16 protein-coding genes are annotated in these 21263 nt (G+C 70.3%); 12 read left to right on the top strand and 4 right to left on the bottom strand.

From position 1 onward, the window contains the following. The first annotated feature begins 13 nt into the window (after positions 1 to 13). Genes ACWEPL_RS08720 through ACWEPL_RS08735 form a run of 4 tightly spaced genes read left to right on the top strand, consistent with a single transcriptional unit; the run spans position 14 to position 8292 of the window. A complete protein-coding gene (locus ACWEPL_RS08720; RefSeq protein ID WP_452435619.1) occupies positions 14 to 1486 on the top strand; it encodes an FG-GAP-like repeat-containing protein in 1473 nt (490 codons plus the stop codon). 13 nt (positions 1487 to 1499) lie between these two features. Further along, positions 1500 to 2972 (top strand): FG-GAP repeat domain-containing protein, encoded by a 1473-nt coding sequence (locus tag ACWEPL_RS08725; protein ID WP_452435620.1) that lies wholly within the window; start codon positions 1500 to 1502, stop codon positions 2970 to 2972. A 14-nt stretch (positions 2973 to 2986) separates the two neighbouring features. Continuing rightward, the gene (locus ACWEPL_RS08730) at positions 2987 to 5020 is read left to right on the top strand and encodes an N-acetylmuramoyl-L-alanine amidase (RefSeq protein WP_452435621.1); all 2034 of its coding nucleotides are present in this window, start codon (positions 2987 to 2989) and stop codon (positions 5018 to 5020) included. 11 nt (positions 5021 to 5031) lie between these two features. Beyond that, positions 5032 to 8292: a DUF2961 domain-containing protein gene (locus tag ACWEPL_RS08735; RefSeq protein WP_452435622.1), complete on the top strand. Its 3261-nt coding sequence runs from the start codon at positions 5032 to 5034 to the stop codon at positions 8290 to 8292. Between the two features lie 6 nt (positions 8293 to 8298). On the opposite strand, the gene ACWEPL_RS08740 is transcribed toward ACWEPL_RS08735, so the two are convergent. Beyond that, positions 8299 to 9156, bottom strand: a complete 858-nt coding sequence (locus tag ACWEPL_RS08740; protein ID WP_452435623.1) for a helix-turn-helix transcriptional regulator — start codon at positions 9154 to 9156, stop codon at positions 8299 to 8301. An 84-nt stretch (positions 9157 to 9240) separates the two neighbouring features. On the opposite strand from ACWEPL_RS08740, the gene ACWEPL_RS08745 reads away from it, so the two are divergent. After that, positions 9241 to 10083 carry an NAD(P)H-binding protein gene (locus tag ACWEPL_RS08745; protein WP_452435624.1) on the top strand — a complete coding sequence of 281 codons (843 nt, stop codon included), beginning with the start codon at positions 9241 to 9243 and terminating at the stop codon, positions 10081 to 10083. 9 nt (positions 10084 to 10092) lie between these two features. Here the strand turns inward: ACWEPL_RS08745 and ACWEPL_RS08750 are convergent, their stop codons facing one another. Continuing rightward, on the bottom strand, positions 10093 to 11433 hold the full coding sequence (locus tag ACWEPL_RS08750) for a serine hydrolase (RefSeq protein WP_452435625.1): 1341 nt from the start codon (positions 11431 to 11433) through the stop codon (positions 10093 to 10095). A 134-nt stretch (positions 11434 to 11567) separates the two neighbouring features. Here ACWEPL_RS08750 and ACWEPL_RS08755 point away from each other — a divergent pair, with 134 nt between their 5' ends. From ACWEPL_RS08755 to ACWEPL_RS08765, 3 genes are read left to right on the top strand one after another with little or no spacing between them, the layout of a single operon-like run. After that, complete coding sequence (locus ACWEPL_RS08755) at positions 11568 to 13319, top strand: sensor histidine kinase (protein WP_452435626.1); 1752 nt, start codon at positions 11568 to 11570, stop codon at positions 13317 to 13319. Further along, positions 13312 to 13986 carry a response regulator transcription factor gene (locus ACWEPL_RS08760; protein WP_363968002.1) on the top strand — a complete coding sequence of 225 codons (675 nt, stop codon included), beginning with the start codon at positions 13312 to 13314 and terminating at the stop codon, positions 13984 to 13986. Before ACWEPL_RS08755 ends, ACWEPL_RS08760 begins: the two co-directional genes overlap by 8 nt. Before the next feature lie 38 nt (positions 13987 to 14024). Then, positions 14025 to 14852 (top strand): alpha/beta fold hydrolase, encoded by an 828-nt coding sequence (locus ACWEPL_RS08765; protein WP_452435627.1) that lies wholly within the window; start codon positions 14025 to 14027, stop codon positions 14850 to 14852. A gap of 60 nt (positions 14853 to 14912) precedes the next feature. Here the strand turns inward: ACWEPL_RS08765 and ACWEPL_RS08770 are convergent, their stop codons facing one another. Further along, the gene (locus ACWEPL_RS08770; protein WP_452435628.1) at positions 14913 to 16097 is read right to left on the bottom strand and encodes an NAD(P)/FAD-dependent oxidoreductase; all 1185 of its coding nucleotides are present in this window, start codon (positions 16095 to 16097) and stop codon (positions 14913 to 14915) included. Continuing rightward, the gene (locus ACWEPL_RS08775; RefSeq protein ID WP_363967996.1) at positions 16094 to 16294 is read right to left on the bottom strand and encodes a ferredoxin; all 201 of its coding nucleotides are present in this window, start codon (positions 16292 to 16294) and stop codon (positions 16094 to 16096) included. Before ACWEPL_RS08775 ends, ACWEPL_RS08770 begins: the two co-directional genes overlap by 4 nt. 193 nt (positions 16295 to 16487) lie before the next feature. Here ACWEPL_RS08775 and ACWEPL_RS08780 point away from each other — a divergent pair, with 193 nt between their 5' ends. The 4 genes from ACWEPL_RS08780 to ACWEPL_RS08795 all read left to right on the top strand — a co-directional run bounded on the left by ACWEPL_RS08780 (position 16488) and on the right by ACWEPL_RS08795 (position 21229). After that, positions 16488 to 17138 (top strand): TetR/AcrR family transcriptional regulator, encoded by a 651-nt coding sequence (locus ACWEPL_RS08780; RefSeq protein WP_452435629.1) that lies wholly within the window; start codon positions 16488 to 16490, stop codon positions 17136 to 17138. A gap of 110 nt (positions 17139 to 17248) precedes the next feature. Continuing rightward, positions 17249 to 17494, top strand: coding sequence for a hypothetical protein (locus tag ACWEPL_RS08785; protein WP_452435630.1), 246 nt, complete (start codon positions 17249 to 17251; stop codon positions 17492 to 17494). 557 nt (positions 17495 to 18051) lie between these two features. Continuing rightward, positions 18052 to 19197, top strand: coding sequence for an epoxide hydrolase family protein (locus ACWEPL_RS08790; RefSeq protein ID WP_452435631.1), 1146 nt, complete (start codon positions 18052 to 18054; stop codon positions 19195 to 19197). Between the two features lie 376 nt (positions 19198 to 19573). Continuing rightward, complete coding sequence (locus tag ACWEPL_RS08795; RefSeq protein WP_452435632.1) at positions 19574 to 21229, top strand: sulfatase-like hydrolase/transferase; 1656 nt, start codon at positions 19574 to 19576, stop codon at positions 21227 to 21229. The last annotated feature ends 34 nt before the right edge of the window (positions 21230 to 21263 follow it).

Here is a 21263-nt window from a genome sequence, read left to right on the forward strand (position 1 = left end):
AGGAGAGAACCCCGTGAGAAGCAGGATCCTGTTATCGGTGACGGCCTTGTCGGCCGGCGTCTTCCTCGTCCCGCCCGCCCCGGCCGCCGCGGCCGGGCTCCGCCCCGACTTCCGCGCCCCGTGGCCGTGCGGACAGGTGCGGGACTACTACCACCACTCCACCGAGGTCGCCAACGCCATCGACTTCAACATCGCCGGCTCCGGCGACCTCGGCACCCCCGCTCTGGCCTCGGCGCCCGGCACGGTGATCGAGACGGTCACCGGCCACCCCGGCTACGGCAACTACGTCCGCGTGGACCACGGCGGCGGCTGGACGAGCCTCGTCGCGCACCTGGACCGGATCACGGCCGCCAGGGGCCAGTGGGTCGACTACGGCGCCGAACTCGGCAAGGTCGGCAGCACCGGCAACTCCACCGGCCCGCACCTGCACTACGAGCAGGAGGCCGACGGCGGCAACCAGCCGATCGTCATCGACGGCGTGGCTCTCCGCTACAGCGAAGCCGCCGCCAAGCACACCAGTGGCAACTGCGGTGGCGGCGGCCCGCTCCTGGGCGGCTCTCCGGCGGACTTCGACGGTGACGGCAAGGACGACATCGTCACCTTCACGCACGGCGCGAACGCCGACGTCTACGTGGCGAAGTCGACCGGCAACGCCTTCGACGGCACGTCGGTGAAATGGCACGACTACTTCGCGTTGAGCGGCGAGGTCCCGCTGACCGGCGACTTCACCGGCGACGGCAAGGACGACGTCGTCACGTTCACCCAGGGATCCAACGCCGACGTCTACGTGGCGCCGTCCTCCGGTACGGGCTTCGGTACTGCCGCGAAGTGGCACGACTTTTTCGCGCCGAGCGGGGAGATTCCCGCGGTCGGCGACTTCGACGGTGACGGCAAGGACGACATCGTCACCTTCACCCGTGGCACGGCCAACGACGTGTACGTGGCGCTGTCGACCGGGACCGGCTTCGGCGCAGGCGTGAAATGGCACGACTGGTTCGCGCTCAACGGCGAGTTCCCGGCCGTCGGCGATGTCAACGGCGACGGCAAGGACGACCTGATCGTCTTCACCCAGGGTTCGACGAATGACGTGTACGTGGCGACGTCCACCGGGACGGGTTTCAACGCCGCGGTGAAGGCGCACGACAATTTCGCGCTCGCCGGTGAGCAGCCCCGGATCGCGGACGTCAATGGCGACGGCAAGGACGACATCGTCACGTTCACCAACAACGGCCTCGGTGATGTGTGGGTCGCGATTTCGGATGGTCAGGGCTTCGGTCCGGGCGTGAAGTGGAACGACTGGTTCGCTCCGAACGGCGAATTCCCCTACACCGGTGATTTCGACGGCGATGGCAAGGACGACATCGTCACCTTCACCAAGGGCGCCACGAACGACGTGTTCGTGGGGTTGTCGAACGGCACTTCCGCCTTCGGCACCGGCATCAAATGGCATGACTTCTTCGGCCTCGACGGCGAAACCACCCTCTGATCCAGGAGACATCATGCGCAAGTCCCGAATCGGCCGCGCGTTATCCGTCACCGCGGGCGCGCTGGCGATCGCCGCCGCCTCGGCCATGCCCGCCCAGGCGGCCCCCGACCCCGGCAAGCACCGCTCCAACGCCGAACTCCTCCTCGCCTGCCCGTCCGTCCCCGCCACCCACGACCAGTGGGTGACGACCGCCGTCTACCGGGTCGGCCGCAGCCTCAACGCCAACGACAAGGTGATGCTCGCGGCGTTCGAGACCGGCTGGGTCGAGTCCCACATGAACAACCTCAACTGCGGCGACAAGGACTCCCTCGGCGTCTTCCAGCAGCGCCCGAGCCAGGGCTGGGGGACTCCTGAGCAGATCCTCGACGTCAGCTTCGCCGCCAACTCGTTCTTCACCCGGGCCATCAGGAACGACGCGGCCAACCCCGGCTACACCCCGGGGCAGCTCGCCCAGAGCGTCCAGCGCTCCGCCTTCCCCGACCGCTACGACCAGTCCGAGGCCAAGGCCCGCTCGCTCCTGAACGAGGCCGCCTGGATGCACGGCATGCAGGCGGGCTCGCCGGCCGACTTCGACGGCGACGGCAAGGACGACATCATCACCTTCGCCAAGAACGCCTCGGCCGACGTGTACGTCTCCACCTCGAGCGGCACCGCTTTCAACGGCACGTCGGTGAAGTGGCACGACTTCTTCGGGCTGGGCGGCGAGACCACCTACACCGGCGACTTCACCGGTGACGGCAAGGACGACGTCGTCACGTTCACGCACGGCTCCAGCGGCGACGTGTACGTGGCGCCGTCCACCGGCACGGGCTTCGGTCCCGCCGCGAAATGGCATGACTTCTTCGCGCCCGGCGGCGAGATCGCGGCGGTCGGCGACTTCGACGGCGACGGGAAGGACGACATCGCGACCTTCGCCCGCGGGACGACCCAGGACGTCTTCGTGGCCCTGTCCAACGGGAACGGGTTCGGCGCGGGCCAGAAATGGCATGACTTCTTCGGCCTGAACGGCGAGTTCCCGGCGGTGGGTGATGTCAACGGTGACGGCAAGGACGACATCATCGTCTTCACTCAGGGTTCGACGAATGACGTGTACGTGGCGACGTCCACCGGGACGGGGTTCAACGCCGCGGTGAAGATGCACGACAATTTCGCGCTCGCCGGTGAGCAGCCCCGGATCGCGGACGTCAATGGTGACGGCAAGGACGACATCGTCACGTTCACGAACAACAACCTCGGTGATGTGTGGGTCGCGATTTCGGATGGGCAGGGTTTCGGTCCGGGCGTGAAGTGGAACGACTGGTTCGCGCCGAACGGCGAATTCCCTTACACCGGTGATTTCGACGGCGATGGCAAGGACGACATCGTCACCTTCACCAAGGGCGCCACGAACGACGTCTTCGTCGGCCTGTCGAACGGCACGTCGGCCTTCGGCGCCGGGGTCAAGTGGCACGACTTCTTCGGCCTGAACGGCGAAACCACCCTCTAGAAGGAGCCGGAACAATGCAGTGGAAGCATGTGCGTAAGGCCGCCTTATGCGCGGCCGTCGGCGGGCTGCTGCTCACCGCCAGGCCCGCCGTCGCCGCCCAGCCGGACGGGCTGGACAAGGCGTTCGCCGACGCGACAGCGGAATACCAGGTCCCCAAGGACCTGCTCGTGGCGGTCGGTTACGGTGAGACGCATCTCGACGGCCACAACGGCGCGCCCAGCAGCGACAACGGCTACGGCGTCATGCACCTGGTGAGCAATCCGCAGCACAAGACCCTCGAACAGGCCGCCAAGCTCACCGGCGAGCCCGAGGCCGACCTGAAGAGCGACACTGCGGCCAACATCCGCGGCGGCGCGGCGGTCCTGCGTGCCCTCGCCGACCAGGCGGGGCTCGACGCGTCGAAGCGCAAGGACGTCAACGCCTGGTACCCGGTCGTCGCACGCTACGGCGGCGCCGCCGATGACCAGGTGGCCCGCCTGTACGCCGACACCGTCTACGGCCTGCTCGCCCAGGGCATCAAGGCCGAGGTCGTCGTCCAGCCGCGCAAGGTGAGGCCGGAGCGCGGCACGTACGAGAAGGTCAAGCCCCTGGCGGCCACCACCGGTGAACCCCAGGCCGGCATCCTGAGCACCGACTACCCGCCGGCGCACTGGGTCCCCGCCAACGGCAACAACTACTCGCCCGGCCGCTCCAGCCCCATCCGCAAGATCGTCATCCACGTCACCCAGGGCTCGTACGCCGGCACGATCAGCTGGTTCCAGAACCCGTCCGCGCAGGTCAGCGCCCACTACGTGATCCGCTCGTCCGACGGCGACGTCACGCAGATGGTCCGCGACACCGACACCGCCTACCACGCACGGTCCTCGAACGCCGAGGCCCTGGGCATCGAGCACGAGGGCTTCGTGGACAACCCGTCGTGGTTCACCGACGCCATGTACCGCTCCTCGGCCGCCCTGACCCGCTACCTGGCCGACAAGTGGGGCATCCCGCGCACCCGCGCGAACATCGTCGGCCACAATGAGCTCCCCGGCAACGACCACACCGACCCCGGCCCGCACTGGAACTGGGACTACTACATGTCCCTCGTGAACGGTGGCGGCGGCTCGCTCCTGGGCGGCTCTCCGGCGGACTTCGACGGTGACGGCAAGGACGACATCGTCACCTTCACGCACGGCGCGAACGCCGACGTCTACGTGGCGAAGTCGACCGGCAACGCCTTCGACGGCACGTCGGTCAAGTGGCACGACTACTTCGCGTTGAGCGGCGAGGTCCCGCTGACCGGCGACTTCACCGGCGACGGCAAGGACGACATCGTCACCTTCACCCAGGGGGCGAACGCCGACGTTTACGTGGCGCCGTCCACCGGGAACAGCTTCGGGGCGGCGACCAAGTGGCACGACTTCTTCGCGCCGAGCGGTGAAGTGCCGGCGGTCGGCGATTTCGACGGTGACGGCAAGGACGACATCGTCACGTTCACCCGTGGCACGGCCAACGACGTGTACGTGGCCTTGTCCAACGACCATGGATTCGGCGCCGGCGTCAAATGGCATGACTGGTTCGCCTTGAACGGCGAGTTCCCGGCGGTGGGTGATGTCAACGGTGACGGCAAGGACGACATCCTCGTCTTCACTCAGGGTTCGACGGATGACGTGTACGTGGCGACGTCCACCGGGACGGGTTTCAACGCCGCGGTGAAGATGCACGACAATTTCGCGCTCGCCGGTGAGCAGCCCCGGATTGCGGATGTGAACGGTGACGGCAAGGACGACATCGTCACGTTCACGAACAACAATCTCGGTGATGTGTGGGTGGCGATTTCGGATGGTCAGGGTTTCGGTCCGGGCGTGAAGTGGAACGACTGGTTCGCTCCGAACGGCGAGTTCCCGTACACCGGTGATTTCGACGGCGATGGCAAGGACGACATCGTCACCTTCACCAAGGGCGCCACGAACGACGTGTTCGTGGGGTTGTCGAACGGCACGTCGGCCTTCGGCGCCGGGGTCAAGTGGCACGACTTCTTCGGCCTCAACGGCGAGACCACCCTGTGAAAGGCACGCGGATGATGCGAAAGCTGCTCGCCGCGCTGGCGACGAGCCTGCTTCTCGTGGCCGCCCCCGTCGCCGTGACAGCGCAGCCCGCTGTCGCGGCGGCGGGGGCCGACAAAGGGCCGATCGGCTGGGACGTCTTCCGGCGCCTCGACCGGCTCCCGTACCTGAGCCCCGGCACCCAGACCCGGCAGTTCTCCAGCTTCGACCGGGCCGGCGCCAACTTCCAGGACGGGTTCGGCGGCGTGTACTCCTGCCTGCGCACCTCGGGAAGCCAGTGCGTGATCGCCGAGGACACGGGCGCCGGCGAGATCTCCTCGATCTGGTTCACCAGGGACGGCGGCGACGTGTCGGCCACCGGCACGATCACCATCGAGCTCGACGGCGCCGTGGTCGTCAGCGCGCCGCTGCAGAGCCTGGTCAACGGGCAGGTCGGCGGGCCGTTCGTCTTCCCGCTGGTGGCCAACGCCGACCAGAGCTCGGGCGGCGTCTACATCAAGGTGCCGATGCCGTACCGCCAGTCCATGCGGGTGTACACGCAGCACAACCCACTCTTCTACCACGTCACCTACCGCCACTTCCCAGACGCGGAAGGGGTGCGGCGGTTCGACCCCGCAGAGAACGCCTCCGACGTCGTCAACCTGCTGAAGGCGTCCGGCACCCGCGACCCCAAGCCGGCCCGGCCCGGCGCGCAGACCGTCACCCAGAAGGCGAGCCTGACGGCGGGGCAGCAGCGCGAGTTCGCCCGGGTGACCGGCTCCGGCGCGATCTCCGCGCTGCGGGTGCGGGTCCCGGACGCGTCGGCCACCGACGACACCCTGGCCGGGCTGCGGCTGCGGCTCGACTTCGACGGCCGGACCACCGCCGACTCTCCGGTCGGCGAGTTCTTCGGCGCCGGTCTGGGCGAGTACCCGGTCAAGTCGCTGCTGTTCGCCGTGGACACCGCGGGCGGCGGCTGGTACACGACGTGGTGGCCGATGCCGTACCGGTCCGAGGCCAGGGTGAGCCTGGTCAACGGTACCGGGCGCACGCTGGACGACCTGGAGGTGCAGGTCACCTCCGCGGCCGACGCCTCCTGGGCGGACGCGCTCGCGCCCGGCGGCCAGGCCGGCTACTTCACCACCGAGTCGCGGCGCGGCCCGGCCGTCCGTGACTCCGACTGGCTGTTCTCCGACCGCACGGGACGGGGCAAGTTCGTCGGCGTCTCGCACACCATGAACGGGCTCATCTCCGAAGGTCTCACGCGGGAGTACCTGGAGGGCGACGAGCGCGCATACGTGGACGGCGCGCTGACGCCGCAGCTCCACGGCTCCGGGACCGAGGACTTCTACGAGTCCGGCTGGTACTTCAACCGCGGCGAGTTCAACGATCCGCTGGCCGGCAACCCGGCGCACGAGAAGGCCGGCGGCGGCTGCCCGTACGAATGCGACACCGCGTACCGGCTCATGCTCTCCGACGGCGTGGAGTTCTCCTCCGCGCTCAGGTTCGGCATCGAGCACGGCCCGCAGAACGACAAGCCCGCCACGTACGGCTCCACCGCGTTCCTCTACGCGCAGCCCACCTTCGGCACGCACCGCATGAGCGTCCTCGACGTCGGCGACGCGGCCGGCAGGGCCGGGTACGACTACCGGGAGAGCGGCGCCGCCACCCAGGCCACGCTCGCCTCGGTGTACGAGGGGGACGAGGACCACCAGACCGTGCGCGGGGTGACGCGGTCCACGTCGAGCCCCGTGTCGTTCCAGCTCGGCGTGGACGCCGGCAACGCGGGCGTGCTGCTGCGGCGCACCTCCGACCAGGCTGCCGCCGGCCAGGCGGCCCGGGTCCTGGTGGACGGGGTGGACGTCGGCGAGTGGCGGCAGCCGCTCGGCAACGGCACCCAGCGCTGGCTGGCGGACACGTTCGCGCTGCCGGTGAGCGCCACCGCGGGCAAGTCCTCCATCAGGGTCGAGCTGCGGCCCACGGCCGGCGCGCCCCCGTGGACCGCGGCCCGGTACGCCGCCGACAGCCTCGTCCCCGCGCAGCACGCCGACGACCGGGCGCCCGCGGCGAGCGAGGGGCCGTCCCTGGTCGGCGGCGACAGGCACGCGCTGCACCTGACGTGGCGCGAGCCGGACGACGACCTCGGCATCCGCGAATACCGCGTGTACGGCTCCACCTCGCCGTCCGCGCAGAACACGCTGCTCGGCACCACCCGCGCGCCCGGCTTCACCCACGGCCCGCTGGCCGCCGGCGCGACCTGGTACTACCGGGTGGAGGCGGTGGACCTGTCAGGCCGCACGGCCTCCGCCGGGCCGGTCGTCTCCGGCCGCACCGGCACGCCCACCCGCACCGATCTCGACAAGGACGGGCGGGACGACGTGCTGACCTTCACCCGGGGGAGCACCGGCGACGTGTACGCCTCGCTCTCCGACGGGACGAGGTTCGTGCAGGACGGGTGGAAGTGGCACGACTCGTTCGCCGTCGGCCAGGAGATCGCCCTGACGGGTGACTTCGACGGCGACGGCCGCGACGACGCGGCGACGTTCACCCGGGGGAGCGCCGCCGACGTCTTCGTGTCGCTGTCGGACGGCACGAAACTCGTGCAGAACGGCTGGAAGTGGCACGACTACTTCGCCGCCGGCACGGAGATCCCCGCCGTGGGCGACTTCGACGGCGACGGCAGCGACGACATCGCGACCTTCACCCGGGGCGACTCGGGTGACGTCTGGGTGGCCCTGTCGACCGGGTCCGGGTTCGGGGCGTCGCGCAAGTGGCACGACCGCTTCGTGATCGGCGACGAACTCCCGGCCGTGGGCGACTTCGACGGCGACGGCCGGGACGACGTCGCGGCCTTCACCCGGGGCACGTCCGCCGACGTGTTCGTGGCGCTGTCCAGCGGCAGCGTCTTCCGGCACGACGGGTGGCGCTGGCACGGCAACTTCGCCGTCGGCTCCGAGACGCCCGCCGTCGGCGACTTCAACGGCGACGGGCGCGACGACATCGCGACCTTCACCGGCGGTGCGACGGCCGACGTCTTCGTGTCGCTGTCCGACGGCGGGAGGTTCGTGGAGAACGCCTGGAAGTGGCACGACAACTTCGCGGGCGGCGACCAGGTCCCGGGCGTCGGCGACGTCAACGGCGACGGCAGGGCCGACGTGATCGCCTTCACGCGGGGCGACGCCGCGGACGTGTTCGTGGCCACCTCGGAGACCGGCCGTTTCCAGCCGACGCCGATCAAGTGGCACGACCACTTCGCCGCCGGCACGGAGTGGCCGCAACCGAGCCAGATCCGCTGACCTGCCTCACGGCACCCGAGCCCGCTCCCGTCCCTCCGGGAGCAGGCTCATCGAGCTGCTTTCGGTGAGTGCTCGCAGGCGCTGGAGCCCGTGGTGTGATGGCGAGCCCGGGGCGGCGGTGTAGAGGACGATGCGATGTTCCCCGCCGGGCAGGGGCAGGACGTCGCAATCGAGCTCCATCACGCCCACCACCGGGTGCATGGCCCGCTTCGTCACGGTCCGCTGCACTTCGATGTCCTGCGCCGCCCACAGCTCGGCGAACAGCGGGCTGGCCGCCGTCAGCTCGTCCACGATCTCCCGTACGTCTGGATCGTCCGGGTAGCGGCCGCTGGCCCGCAGATCGGCGACGGCCTGGCGGGCATGGTCGGCGTGATCGCTCAGCAGGGCGGGAGCGCCGCCGAACAGCCAGCGCAGCGTGTTGCGCCGGCGGGGCGGTCTGGCCGCCGGGTCGCCGATGAGCGCGACCAGCATCCGGTTCCAGGCGAGCAGGTCCCAGCAGACGTTGACGATCACGGCGGGGAACTCCTCGAAGCGATCCAGCAGGCGCCGCGCGTACTCGGGAACCTCCGGCGCGGAGCCGGTCCGGACCGGGGCCTGGCCGCCCATCCGCAGCAGGTAGTCGTGCTCGTCGCCGGTCAGCCGCAGCGTGCGGCTCAGCGCGGCGAGCACCTGCGCGGACGGCTGCGGCCCGCGGCCCTGCTCCAGCCGGATGTAGTAGTCGACCGAGATCCCGGCCAGCAGCGCGACCTCCTCGCGGCGCAGGCCCGGCGTCTGGCGCCGGCGGCCGGGCGCCAGCCCCGCCTCTTCCGGCCTGACCCGCTCGCGCCTGCTCCGCAGAAAACTGCCCAGCTCGTCCTTGTTCATCGTCTTCCATCATGGCCTGGTATCACGAGTCCCAGGCCCACGGGGGCCTACCCGACGTCCCGGCCGCGCGGCCAACCTGGTGGCATGACGATTCTGGTGACCGGGGCGCGCGGGCACGTCGCGCGCGGCCTCGTACAGCGACTTCTCGCCGCGGGACAGCCCGTCCGCGCGGCCGGCCGGAACCCGGGCGCGGCCCGCCTGCCCGCCGGGGTGAAAACGGTGCTCTGCGACCTCGCCGACCCGGACACGTTCGACGCCGCGCTCGCCGGCGTCACCAAGGTCTTCCTGTACGCCGAGCGACGCGGCCTGGACGACTTCGTCACCCGCGCCGCGACCGCCGGGGTGGAGCACATCGTCCTGCTGTCCGCGCTGCTCGCCGACCCCGCCTCGACGGACGCGATCGGCCGCATGCACGGCGACGCCGAGCAGGCCGTGGCCCGCTCGGGAATCGCCTGGACGTTCCTGCGCCCGGGCGCCTTCGCCACCAACACGCTCCAGTGGGCGCCGTCGGTCCGGGCCGAGGGGGTGGTGCGGGACCCGTTCCCGGACTCGCGCTCGGCCCCCGTGCACGAGGCGGACATCGCGGCGGTCGCCGCCCTCGCCCTGACCGAGCCGGGACACGAAGGTGCGACCTACCCGCTGACCGGGCCGGAGCTGGTCAGCCGCAGCCGTCAGGCCGAGCTGATCGGGGAGGCCATCGGCCGTCCGGTCCGCTTCGTCGTCCAGGATCTGGAGGAGTACCGCGCGGAGCTGAGCGCCTGGACGACGCCCCAGGTCGCCGACGTGGTGATCAAGGAGTCGGCCGCCGCCGTCGACCGGCCCCTGCCCCCCACGGACACGGTCGAGAAGGTCACCGGCCGGCCCGCCCGCACGTACGGCGAGTGGGCCCGCGACCACGCCGAGGACTTCCGCGACGAGCCCTCGTGATCGTGGCTTTCAGGAGCCCTTGACCAGCGCGAACGCGCCACGGGTCAGCCCCAGCTGCTCCGAGAACGCCCGCGCCTGGTCGAACGGGGTCTTCGGATCGATCGCCAGGGTCGTCACCACGAACGACCTCCCGTCCGCCGTCCTGGCGAGATATCCCAGGTCGCTCACCCCGGGCTCCGACCCGCCCTTGAACCAGACCGACGGCCACTGGGCCCTGTCCAGCGCGAGCCCCGCGTCGTCGATCGACAGGGCCTCGCCGACGTGCTTGTCGGGCAGCTTCGACAGCCGGGCGAAGGCCTGGCACACCTGGGCGGGGGAGGCGTACCACTCGATCGTGTCCAGCCCGCGCGGCGCGGTCCACCCGGTGACGCGGGACAGCGGGACCTTGGCGACCACCTTGTCCAGGTAGGCCCGCTTCCCGGCCGTTCCCAGCGAGAGGTACTTCTTGGCGTGCCGCGGGTAGCCGGCGCCCTTGAGCACGAACATCTCCCGCGTGGTGAGCCAGGGCGTGTCGCGCCGGTCGCGGGCGCCCCAGGCCCGCGCGGTACGCTCGACGTTCTTGCGGCCGGCCCGGTGGATGAGCAGGTCGGCGGCGGTGTTGTCGCTGATGGAGATCATCAGCTTGGCGGCCTCCAGCACCGACACCTCGCTGTTGTCCGGGCGGTTCTGCAGCTCGCCCGACCCCAGGCTCTTCAGCTCCGGCGTGATCGTGAGCCGGGTGTCCCACCCGAACGCCCCGCTCGCGATGCGTTCGGCCACGGCCCCCAGCACGTAGAGCTTGAACATGGAGCCGAGCGGGCGCGCCGTGCCGGGGGCGACGGAGTGCACGGGGCGGCAGGCCCCGTCCTTGGCCACCTCGGCGGCGATGAAGCCGGCCTGCGGCGCGAGCCTGCTCAGCCGCTGGTCCAGCTCCGCCCAGTCCTTGGGCGCGGGGGAGACCTGCGGGCGGAACAGCAGCCCGCTGATGAGGCCGGCGCCGTCCGTCGTGAGCGACAGGTCGAACAGGACGCCGGCCGCCTCGACCGTGGCGACGAGCAGGGCGCTCTCCGACCTGGTGAGCTCCTGGAACCGCATGCCCTTGAAGCCGGTCAGGGTCTGGTTCAGCCGGTCGGCGGGGACGCTCTGGAGGAACTCGGCGGCGAAGTGCTGCCTCAGCTCGCTCTCCGGGATCGGCGGGCGCGTGGCGGCGTCGAGCAGCCAGCGCAACTGCCGGCCCGCGGGCGTGTCGGGGATCTCGGGCGCGGCGACGGCGGCGGCCTGCACGGGCGCGGTCTGGCCCACGCAGACCGCCGTCATCGTGGCCGCGACGGCTGCCGCCGTCAGAATGCGGACGGGCTTGTTGTTTCTCATGGTGCTCAGGCAATCGCGGCGGGGTCATGGCGGGCCACCATGGGAGCCACCGTTCTGGCCGGTGGGGATGGCCGTACGAAATATGCGGATAACCTCATAGCCCTCTCGCCGATCACTCACGACGATGGAGGCTTATGGGTTCGAGGCTGGTGGCCGGGGTACTGGCGACGGGCGCGGCCGCCGGCATCGTGGCCAACGTGATCATCACGAGCCGCATCACGGCGAGCCGCGGCGTCCCCCTCCCGGTGACCGAATGGGTGTACATGGTGGTGGCGCTGCTCATGCCCGCGCTGGGCTGGTTGCTGGCCATCCGGCGTCCCGAGCTGCGGTATGGCTGGCTGCTCCTGCTCTGCGCACTCTTCCTGGGGGTCGGTCTGACCGGCACGGGGTTGGCGATCATGGGCACGGTGCCGCTCTGGCTGACCGCCCCGCTCTCCTCCGTCCTCGCTGTCTTCTACGGCCTGAACTGGATCTTCGTCCCGCTGCTCTTCCCCGAAGGACGGCTGCCGTCGCGCCGCTGGCGCGCGTTCGCGTGGATCTCCGGCATCGCGATCGCCCTGCACGCCGTGGGGAACACGCTGAGCGGCGGCGCCGCGCGCGAGCCGACGCGGGTCCTGGAGTCGACGCTCACCCTGGTCGGGCTCTTGATGTCGGCCGCCGGCCAGCTCATCACGTGGATCATGGCGGCGATCGCGTTCTGCGGGCTCGTGCTCCGCCGGCGGCGCAGCGCGCGGGTCGAGCGCCGGCAGTACACCTGGATGGTCGGGGGCGTGGCCGTGAGCCTGCTGGGCGGCGTCGTCCAGATGGTGTTCCTCGCGAGGCTGCCGATGCTCGCGCTGTTCGGGACGATGGCCATGACGGGGGCGCTGCCCGTCGCGATCGGGGTCACCGTGGTCCGCCACCGGCTGCTCGACATCGGGATCGGCATCCGGGGCTCCCGCCTGCACCTGATCTTCGACGTCCGGCCGACGGTGGACGAGGTGCTGTCCGACCTCGGCACCGCGCTGGAGGACGCGCCCGAGCCCGCGGAGCAGCTCGGCCGGGTGGCCGCGGCCGTGCGCACCGCGTTGGAGGCCACCTGGGCGGCCGTGACGCTGGCGGACGGCACCCGCGTGGTCGCCGGCCGGCAGGAGGGCCCGGCGACGCTGACGGTGCCGGTGCACGGAGGGCTCGGCCGGATCGAGTGCGGCCCCCGAGGCGTGGGCGGGCTGACGCGCGTGGACCGGCGGCTCCTGGAGGCGCTGGCCGTGCCGGCCGGGCTGGCCATCCAGAGCGCCGGCCTGGCCACCCGCCTGGTCAACGCCCAGGAGGCGGAACGCCGGCGCATCGAACGCAACATCCACGACGGCGTACAGCAGCAGCTCGTTGCCCTGATCGCCGGTCTGGAGCTGGCCCGCTCCACCGGCGCGAGCCCCGAGATGCTCACCCACCTGCGCGAACAGGCCCGCCAGACGCTCGCCGACCTGCGCGAGCTGGCGGCCGGCATCCACCCGTCGGCCCTCAGCCAGGGCGGCCTGGTGGAGGCGGTGGAGGAACGCTGCTCCCGCCTGCCCGTGCACACGACGGTGACCTCGGACCCCGGGCTGCGAACCAGGCGGTTCAAGGACGAGGTCGAGGGCGCGATGTACTTCACCGTCAACGAGGCCCTCGCCAACGCGCTCAAACACGCGGGTGCCGCCACCATAGAGGTGGGCCTGTCGCACGCGGGCGGCCGCCTGCGCGCCACGGTCGCCGACGACGGCAAGGGCTTCGACCCGGGGGCCACCGCCCGCAGGGGGCTGGCCACGCTGTCCGACCGGCTGGACGCGCTCGGCGGCGGGCTCGACCTCGACAGCTCGCCGGGAAAGGGGACACGGGTGAAGGCGTGGGTGCCGGTCGATGGGTGAGCGGATCCGTACGGTGGTCGCCGACGACCACTACCTCGTACGCGAAGGAACCCGCCAATTGCTCGACATGTCGGGCGAGATCACGGTCGTCGGCGCGGTCGGCAACGCCGACGAACTCCTCGACGCCGTCCGCCGCCTCGGCCCCGACGTCGTGGTCACCGACATCCGGATGCCGGGCGGCGACTGGCGGCCCGGCTTCGAGGGCATCGACGCCGCCCACCGCATCAGGACCGCGCATCCAGGGGTGGGGGTCGTGGTGCTGTCGCAGTTCGCGGACGCGTTGTTCGCGTTCGAGCTGTTCAAGCACGGCACCGAAGGCTACGCCTACCTGCTCAAGGACCGGGTCGGGGACCTGGACGAGCTGCTGGGGGCCATCAGGGCGGTGGCCTGCGGCGGCTCCGTCATCGACCCGAAGGTCGTGGAGGGCCTGCTGGCCAGGCGCGACGTCCGCGGACAGCAGGAGGCGCTGACCGGCCGCGAACGCGACGTGCTCCGGGAGATGGCACGCGGCCGCTCCAACTCGGCCATCGCCAGGGCGCTTCATCTGTCGATCTCGTCGGTGGAGAAGAACGTCAACGCCATTTTCACGAAACTGGGGCTGGAGAACAGCGGGGACGTGCACCGGAGGGTCGCGGCGGTCCTCGCCTACCTCGGCCCCGATCGATAGGACGCCACACGCCCGACCGCTGACTACCATGGGTAGCCATGGAGTTGACGGAGCGATTCGAGTGGCGTGGGAGGCAGATCGCCTGGGGGCGCGCGGGCGCCGGTCCGGCGGTGGTGTTCTGTCATGGCACGCCGTTCTCGTCGGCGTTGTGGCAGCCGTTCGCGGAGGCCCTGAGCCGCGACTTCACCGTCTACCTGTGGGACATGCCCGGATACGGCCGTTCGTCCAAGCATGCCGAGCATCCCGTGGACTTCGGCGCGCAGGCCGATGCGTTCGCGGCGCTGCTCGCGCACTGGGGGCTGGAGCGGCCGCACGTGGTCGCCCACGACTTCGGCGGTGCGGTGTCGCTGCGCACGCACCTGACCCTGGGCGTCGGCTACGCCTCGCTCATGCTCGTCGACGTCGTGGCCATCCCGCCCAGCGGCTCACCCTTCTTCAGGTTCGTGCAGGACCATCCTGACGTCCTGGGACAGCTACCGGCGTACATCCACACCGCCATCGTGCGCGCCTACATTCAGGGCGCGAGCCACCGCGGCCTGCGCGACGACGATCTCGACGCCCTCGTGCGGCCGTGGACGGGGGAGGACGGCCAGCCGGCCTTCTACCGGCAGATCGCCCACTATGACGAGCGCTTCCTCGAAGAGAACGAGGAACAGCTGGGCCGCATCAGCATCCCCGTACGGATCCTGTGGGGCTCCTGCGACGCGTGGATCCCCACCGAGATCGGCCGGCGGCTGCAGGGCCTGATTCCCGCCGCGGAGCTCTCGCTGATCCCCGCCGCCGGTCACCTGGTCCACCACGACGCGCCCGTCCCGCTCATGGACGAGATCCGCGCCTGGCTCACCCGGCATGAATCTACAACGTAAAGGCGCCGGGGTCGGAAGCCACGGCCACGCCGGTCTCTCAAGGTGACCGCGGCCTGCCGGTCAGGCCGATCCAGCGAGCAGGGAAGTCGCGGCGAGCTCCTGCCGGTGCTGACGCGCCTGTTTGGGCATGTTCCAGCCGAGTACGGCGGTGGCCCGGCCGTCGTGGCGGTAGACGGCGACGAAGCGGCGTTCGGCCACCGAGCCTTCCGCGATGGACACCTCGGCGTCGGGTGACGGCATCCCGTGTACGTGGATCTTGGCGTCGAACTGGTCGGTCCAGAAGTAGGGGATCGGGGTGTAGGGGCGGTCGTCGCCGAGGAGATTGCCGGCGACGGCGATCGCCTGTTCGGTGGCGTTGGTCCGGTTCTCCAGCCGGAGCGACCTGCCCAGGGTCTCGTGGTGCCAGCGGGCCACGTCGCCGACCGCGTAGACGCCTTCCGCGGCGCGGCAGCGGGAGTCGCACACCAGCCCGTTGTCCAGGTCGAGCCCGCTGCCGGCGAGCCATTCCGTGGCCGGGGCGGCGCCGAAGGCGACCACGACGACGTCGGCCGGCAGCACGTCGCCGGTCTCCAGGCGTACCCCGGTGACGTGGCCGTGCCGTTCGGTCAGGCCGCTGACGGCGGCGCCGAGCCGCAGCTCGACCCCGTGCTCGGTGTGCAGGTCGGCGAGCAGCCCGGCGGCCGGTTGGCCGAGCTGGCAGGCCAGCGGCGCCGGTTGAGGGCCTGCCAGGGTGACGTTCACGCCCATGCCGCACGCGGTGGCGGCGATCTCGGCGCCGAGCACGCCGTCCCCGACGACCACCACGCGCGTGCAGGACAGCAGGTCGGCCCGCAGGGCCAGCGCGTCGTCGAGGGTGCGCAGCACGTGGACGCCGGCCGGCCCGGCCTGGCCCGGCAGTGTGCGGGGGCGCAGTCCGGTGGCGACCACCACCGCGTCCGCGCTCAGAACGCGTCCCGATGCCGTGCGCACGGTACGGGAGGAGACGTCCAGCCCGGTCGCCGGGTCGCCGAGCACGAACTCCGCGTTCAGCGCGGACAGCGCGGCCGGGGGCCGCAGCCGGGCTCGCTCGGGTTTCCAGCTGCCGGACAGGATCTGCTTGGACAGCGGCGGCCGGTCGTAGGGCAGGTGGGGTTCGGCTCCCAGCACGGTCACCCGGCCTTCGTATCCCTTGCGGCGCAGGGCTTCCACGGTGGCCAGGCCGGCGGCGGAGGCGCCGGCCACGAGCACGTGGTCGGGGGTGCTCATGCGTCCTCGCTCACGAAGATCGCAGCTCCGGGGCAGACGTCGGCGGCCTCGCGGACGACGGCGTGGAGCTCCGCGGGCGGCCGCTCGTTGAGCAGGATCACGATCCCGTCGTCGTCTCGCTGGTCGAACACGTCCGGCGCGACGAGCACGCACGTGCCGGCGCCGCAGCACTTGTCCTGGTCAATGGTGACTTTCATGGTTTCGTCTTCCTTTAGGGGGATGGGTCAGGCGGCCTTTGAGTTGGGTCATCGGTGGCGCCAGGACGGCGCTGGAGGAGCCTTCGCCGCGAAATGGGTAAGTCAGTCGCTTGATTTAATTAAATCATATGATTGAGTTGGGTGGATGCGAGGTTTCCTACGATGCGGTGAAGGCCACAGGGAGGAGAGGGTGATGGCGGGCGGGACTGCGCGGCCCGAGCGGGGGAGCGCGACGCGGGAGGTGATCCTGGCCACCGCGGAGCGGCTGTTCGCCGAGCACGGGGTGCACGCGGTGTCCAACCGCCAGATCAGCGAGGCCGCGGGTCAGGGCAACAGCGCCGCGGTGGGCTACCACTTCGGCACGAAGGCCGACCTGGTACGCGCCATCGCGCGCAGGCACGCCGACGAGATGGAGCAACTGCGGGTGTGGATGGTCGCCGACGTCGCCGGCTCGACGGACGTGCGCGACTGGGTGGCCTGTCTGGTGCGCCCGTTCACCCGGCATCTGGAAGCGCAGGGCAGTCCCACCTGGTACGCCCGGTTCCGCGCGCAGGTGATGGCCGATCCGGCGCTCTACCAGATCACGGTCGAGGAATCGCTGCCGTCGCCCTCGCTGCGGCTGCTCGTGGACGGCCTGAACCGGTGTCTGAGCGACCTGCCGGCCACCGTGCAGAAGGAGCGCTGGGCCATGGCGCGTCACGTGATCGTGCACATGTGCGTCGAACGGGAACGCGCCCTCGCCGAGGGCGCCACCACCCTCCAGCCCAGCTGGGACGACCTCGCCTCCGGTCTGATCGACGCGATAGTCGGCCTGTGGCAGGCCCCGGTGACGCCTCGCCCGTAAGCCCGGGGCCTCCCATCGGCCTGTGTGAATCACGTGATTGGCTAGATTAAATCATTTGATTCACTATGTGGCACGGACAGGCCGCCGAGCAATGGAAAGGACCGACTCCTATGACGGCCGAAGGCCTGGCCGAGGTGCCGGAGTTCCCGATGGCGCGGGAGGCCCGCTGCCCGTTCGACCCGGCCCCGGGCCTGTACGCCCAGCGCGAGCAGGGCCCGCTGACCAGGGTCCGGCTGGTCTGCGGCACCCTCTACCGGCGCATCCCGACCTTGAAACCGGCCACCGAGCTGGACCGGGTGCCGTTCAAGCACAACGGGCTGGTCTACGGCGTCTTCGAACTCCCCATCACCTGGTGACCCGGCAACGGTAGGAGCTTCAAGCCGCCGGTGCCGGTCACGGAGACCCGTGCCCGCGCCTATCCGGTGAACGAATCGGCATGAGCGCTATGTGGATAGTGGGACCTCGTGCAACGCTCATAGGCTCGCATGGCCAGAAGGCATCGGCATCTCCGGCCCTGCGAAAGGAAACTGAACGTGAATCGTGTCCTGCTTGTCTTGGCCGCGACACTTGCCATGGGGGTGGGAGGCGTCATGGTCGCCGCATCGCCGGCCGTGGCCGCGGGTAACGGCGCTGTCCCGAGTACGGTCATGGGTGACGGGAGCGACAGCGTCCGCATCACGGGAGAAACCCCCACTCCATGAATTCAGGCGGCATCGCGCGCATTTCTCCGGGGTAAGCGCGGGAGTCGCGTACTTTCTTGATGAAATCAGCGCGCCGGTGCGCACGGCGGCTGCTCGACCCCAGGCAGAGGGGCCGGCGGCATGAGCCCGTTCCCCGGGAATGGCGGTGAACCGCAAACAACGGTCCACCGCCTTTTTCATATAAGTATTCCGTTGCTGGAAGGAACAGTTCGATGATCAACCCGTTCCGCATCGACATCCCGCAGGACGAGCTGGATGACTTACGAGACCGGCTCGCCCGTACCCGCTGGAGCGGCGAGATCGGCGGCCAAGGCTGGAGCCGCGGCGTCCCGACCGGGTACCTGCAGCAGCTCGCCGCCTACTGGGCCGACGGCTACGACTGGCGCAAGCACGAGGCCAGGCTGAACGACCTGCCCCAGTTCACCACCGACATCGACGGGCAGACCATCCATTTCGCGCACATTCGCTCTCCCGAGGCCGACGCCACCCCGCTGATGCTCGTCCACGGCTGGCCCGGCTCGATCGCCGAGCTCCTGGACGTCGTCGGCCCCCTGACCGACCCGCGCTCCTACGGCGGCGACCCTGCCGACGCCTTCCACCTGGTGATCCCCTCTCTGCCCGGGTTCGGCTTCTCCGTTCCGCTGCGCGAGGCGGGCTGGACGCACGGCCGCATCGCCGGCGCTTTCACCGAGCTGATGAACCGGCTCGGCTACTCCCGCTACGGCGTGCAGGGCGGCGACGTCGGCGCCTTCGTCGCCCCGGAAATGGGCCGCCAAGATGCCGAGCGCGTCCTCGGCGTGCACGTCAACGCCCTGGTCACCTTCCCGATCGGGGCCGACGGTGAGATGGACGGCCTGACCACGTCCGAACTGGAGCGGCTGGCGCGCCTGGAGCACTGGCAGCAGGAGCAGAGCGGCTACGACAAGATCCAAGGCACCCGTCCGCAGACCCTGGGGCACGGCCTGAACGACTCCCCGGCCGGCCAGCTCGCCTGGATCGCCGAGAAGTTCAAGGAATGGACCGACAGCGCCGCGGACCTGCCCGAAGACGCCGTCGGCCGCGACGCCCTCCTCACCGACGTCAGCATCTACTGGTTCACGCAGACCGGCGCCTCTTCGGCCCACCTCTACTACGAGGCCCACCACGACCCCTCGGCCTGGGCGCCGCGCGACCCCGGGACCGTGCCCACCGGCGTGGCGGTCTCCCTCACCCAGGACGTGGCCATCCGTCGTTTCGCAGAACGCGATCACACCATCGTGCATTGGACCGAATTCGAGCGCGGCGGACACTTCCTGGCCCTGGAGCAGCCCGGCCCGTTCGTCGCCGACGTGCGCGAGTTCTTCCGCTCCCTGCGCTGACCGTTCACACCGCCGCCACACTCCGATGGCGGCGGTCCGAGGCCGACCTTGACCGGTGCCGGCCGGCACGCTGTTGCCGACCGGCCCGCAGTGCATCCACCGCCATTCGGCCTCCGGCCGTCCACGCGCCTCGCTCGGCGGTCCACCGGACCCTGCGACTCGCGTGCCACCGCGGTCTCTAGCGCGTCGAGACGCAGCTCATCGGCCATGAGCCTGAGCAGGTTGACGGTGCCGCGGCACGATCCGGAAGCATGGTCCCTAATTTTTTTGTCGCGCTAACCTACCGAGTACTCGGTAAGTTAGGTATGGTCCCGTTACATTCCGCGAGGTGCTCGTCGCGCCTGGGGAACGGACGAGAACGCGAGGAACGATCGCCATGCCTGCTGGACGTTCTGGGCCGCGACGCGGTGTCGGAATACCTGCTCGACCGCCGCAGACGCATACCTATTTCCGGACGCTCCGGGACGAGGCCGGGTACCACGTGGCGGGCGTCGGGAAGTTCGACCTGCACAAGGCGACGTTCGACTGGAATCTCGACGGCTCGCGGTGCCTGCGCGAGTGGGGTCTGGACGGTGGCATCGACAACGAGGGTAAGTTCGACTCGCTCTGGTCGGGGCGTACCGGACCCAAAGGGCCGTACATGAACCATCTGTACGGACGCGGGGTCGCGGACCTGCACCTGCGGGACTTCGAACGCAGACGGCACGAGCCCTACTTCGACGTCGAGCCCAGCCCGCTGCCGGAGGACGCCTACCTGGACAACTGGATCGCGCGCAACGCCCGCGACGTCCTGTCGAGCTGCCCTCAGGGGCGGCCCTGGCACGTGGTGGTGAACTTCGCCGGCCCGCACGATCCGATGGACGTGCCGCCAGGGCTGATCGACAGGTGGCGGGACGTCGAGTTCCCGGTTCCGGCCGGTGAGGATCCGGCCGACCCCCGCCACCAGGAGGTGCGGCGCCGCTACGCGGCCATGATCGAGAACATCGACGGCCACGTCGGCGGGCTGCTCGACCTGATCGCGGAACGGGGCGAACTGGAGAACACGGTGGTCGTCTACACCAGCGACCATGGCGAGATGCTCGGTGACCAGGGTATCTGGGGCAAGCAGGTCGCCCTGGACCCGAGCATCCGCATCCCGATGATCATCGCCGGACCGGTCGTGAGGCACCCTGGCCTCACCAGCGACGCCCTGGTCTCGCTGGAGGACCTGGCCGCGACCTTCCTCGACGTCGCGGGGCCGGCACCCGCGCGGTGGATGACCGCGCGGTCGCTGCTGCCCGTCGTGCGAGGGGAGACGCCCGAGCACCGCGACCATGTCGTGTCCGGGCTCGACCGGTCCGCCCGCGAGATCGAGCTCGCCCAGCGTCACTACGGGGACAACCGGTGGGTGGCCCTGCGCCGCTGGCGTGCCGTCTCCACCAGGACGCGCAAGCTCGTGGTGAGCGCCGACCTGCCCGCGCCGGCCCTGTTCGACCTGGAGTCCGATCCGTACGAGACCACGGACCTGGCCGGTTCGGAACCGGCGACGGTGCGCGAGCTGCTGGCCTGCCTCGACGATGACCTCGTGGCCACGCTGCTCGGAACGCGCACACCATCGCATCGAAGACCCTGCCGGCAGGGGAGTTCGAGGCGCCGGCTGGCCGAGGGGGAGGACCGGATGGAGGTGTTCCTCCGCACCCTCGAGGACAACGAGCGCAACCCTGTGCTCGTCCAGCTGTTCGCCCTGCTGTCGGCGGAGGGGCTGAGCCTTGAGCACCCGTCCCACGAATGGTGGGTCGAGCGGTACCGGGCCATCGTGATCTCCGTGCAGGGGTGGCTCACCGAGGTGATCGACGAGCGCAACCTGCCTCCGGGGCTGACCACGGAGACGGTCGCGCGATGGCTCGTCGCGCTCGCCGACGGGCTGCGCGTCCAATGGCTGCTGGACCCCGACGCGGTGAGCCGGGCGGAGGCGGTCCGCCAGTTCGCCGACCTGCTGCGCTCACTGACCCGGCCGAACACGAACCCGGCCGGCGAGACATCGGATACGTGAGCACAACCGGCACATCACACTCCTCCGACAGAAA

The sequence above is a fragment of the Nonomuraea sp. NPDC004186 genome (assembly GCF_053603495.1).